This window comes from Wolbachia endosymbiont of Cylisticus convexus (genome assembly GCF_003344345.1).
This window is the reverse complement of the sequence record NZ_QPIP01000152.1, coordinates 1-2,122: the sequence shown is the minus strand read 5'-3', so window position 1 is coordinate 2,122 and position 2,122 is coordinate 1. Positions and strand designations below refer to the sequence as shown.

The 2,122-nt window shown below is 36.5% G+C and carries 3 protein-coding genes and 1 pseudogene; all 4 read left to right on the top strand.

Translation table 11 applies throughout. From position 1 onward, the window contains the following. Positions 1-359, top strand: a pseudogene (locus Wcon_RS09475) (S49 family peptidase); the annotation flags it as partial. A gap of 46 nt (positions 360-405) precedes the next feature. Beyond that, positions 406-777: a head decoration protein gene (locus tag Wcon_RS09470; protein WP_114517940.1), complete on the top strand. Its 372-nt coding sequence runs from the start codon at positions 406-408 to the stop codon at positions 775-777. Positions 778-807: 30 nt separating this feature from the next. Then, positions 808-1,812 (top strand): major capsid protein, encoded by a 1,005-nt coding sequence (locus Wcon_RS09465; RefSeq protein ID WP_114517939.1) that lies wholly within the window; start codon positions 808-810, stop codon positions 1,810-1,812. Between the two features lie 95 nt (positions 1,813-1,907). Beyond that, a partial coding sequence (locus Wcon_RS09460) for a head-tail joining protein (protein ID WP_114517938.1) occupies positions 1,908-2,122 on the top strand: 215 nt, incomplete at its 3' end.

Below are 2,122 nucleotides of genomic sequence, written 5' to 3'. Positions count from 1 at the left end.
AAATAGGCCTTGCAGACGGAATGACAATTCTTTCATCTATTAATAAAAACAGGAGTATTACTATGAATGAACAAACTACAACTGACCTAGAAACTGATAATTTAACTAATAAAATCAAAAATGACAGTTATCATGCTGAAGTTCTTGAATTAATACGTTTATGCAACTTATCACGAATGCCAGAGAAAATAGGAGAATTTATAGAGCAGAATGTTAGCAGCAAACAAGCACAAGAAATATTAATGTCGATACTTGCAGAACGAACAATGAAGACTGAAATTTTAAGCACATTACCAAAGAATTCGTCAGAAGATTTAATGATGCAGGTAGCAAGAAGTCGTGCACAATCTGGCATTTAGAATATTCGTAGTATAACAAAAGTAAAAAATAAAGGGGAAAAGCAAAATGAGTACTATAACAGAACAAAATAACCTTGGGGATCTTCTGAAATACGAAGTTTCAAATCTATATTCAAGAGACCAAATAACAGTAGCTAAAGGTCAAAATCTTAAGCTTGGTGCAGTAGTTGCCAAAAAGACGGAAGATGGTTTTATTAGAGTACTTAATCCTGCTGGAACAGATGGCACACAAACAGCAATAGGTGCAATAGTAAGTGATGTAAATGCGACAGAAAATGCCAAAGCAGTAATTATTACTCGTGGTGCAATACTAGCAGATCATGCAGTGGTATGGCCAGCAAATATCACTGAAGAACAGAAAGCTGAAGCAATAAAGCAACTTGAAGCACGAGGGATCATTATCCGCAAGGGAGCTTAAAAAAACTATTAAAAATACAAAAGGGGGAAAATGCAAAATCCATTTACAAATACAGCATTTAGCATGACGGCACTAACAAATGCGATGAATATATTGCCGATAAATTATGGACGAGTTGAAAATTTAAATTTATTTCCAAATAGGTCAGTAAGATTTAGACATATTACCATAGAAGAACATAACGGAGTTTTAAGTTTACTACCAACGCAAATTCCAGGAGCAACAGCAACAGTAGGAAAAAGAGGAAAAAGAAAGGTAAGAACGTTTACGATTCCGCATATTCCACATGATGATGTAGTGTTACCAGAGGAAGTACAGGGAATAAGGGCATTTGGATCAGAAAGTGAACTGAAAGCGCTGGCGGATGTAATAACCGATCATTTACAGCTAATGAGAAACAAACATGCAATAACATTAGAGCATTTGCGAATGGGAGCGCTCAAAGGAATAATTTTAGATGCTGATGGGTCAGAATTATTAAATCTGTACAATGAATTTGAAATCACGCCAAAAGTAGTAAATTTTGCCCTTGGAACAGCAACAACAGATGTAAAACGTAAGTGTCTGGAAGTATTGCGGCATATTGAGGATAACTTAAGTGGTGAATATATGACTGGAATTCATGCTTTGGTAAGCCCTGAGTTTTTTGATGCATTAACTTCTCATGCTAAAGTAAAAGAAGCATATGAAAGATGGCAAGAAGGAGCAGCGCTTCGAAATGATATGAGGTCAGGATTTACGTTTTGTGGTATAACATTTGAGGAATATAGAGGGCAAGCAACTGACCCTGAAGGAACAGTAAGAAGATTTATAGAAAAAGATACAGGGCACTGTTTTCCACTAGGAACAGCAAGTACATTTACAACATATTTTGCACCAGCAGACTTTAATGAAACAGTAAATACTCTTGGACAGCCACTCTATGCAAAACAAGAGCCAAGAAGATTTGATAGAGGAACTGATTTACATACGCAGTCAAATCCTCTGCCAATGTGCCATAGGCCTGGCGTATTAGTAAAAGTCGCTATAGCATAACATACTGGTAGAGTAATTACAAGTTGGTGAGGCACAGAACGACTCTACCGGTATGCGCTTCTTAGCATGTAAAGGTTAGTATATCAAAAAGAAATATGCAAGAGAATATTAAGCGATTATTGGAGGATTGTTTTAAGCATCTAGGAGTGGAAGCCATATATTGTAATCGAAATAAGGAGGGTATTCGTAGAATAAAAGTGCTAATAAAACGTCCTGAGACTACGTACTCTCTAGGTGCAGATGGAGCATTAACTCAGCAAATTGCTTCTGTAGAAATACGTGATCAGGACGTTACTTCCTTTAGCATAGG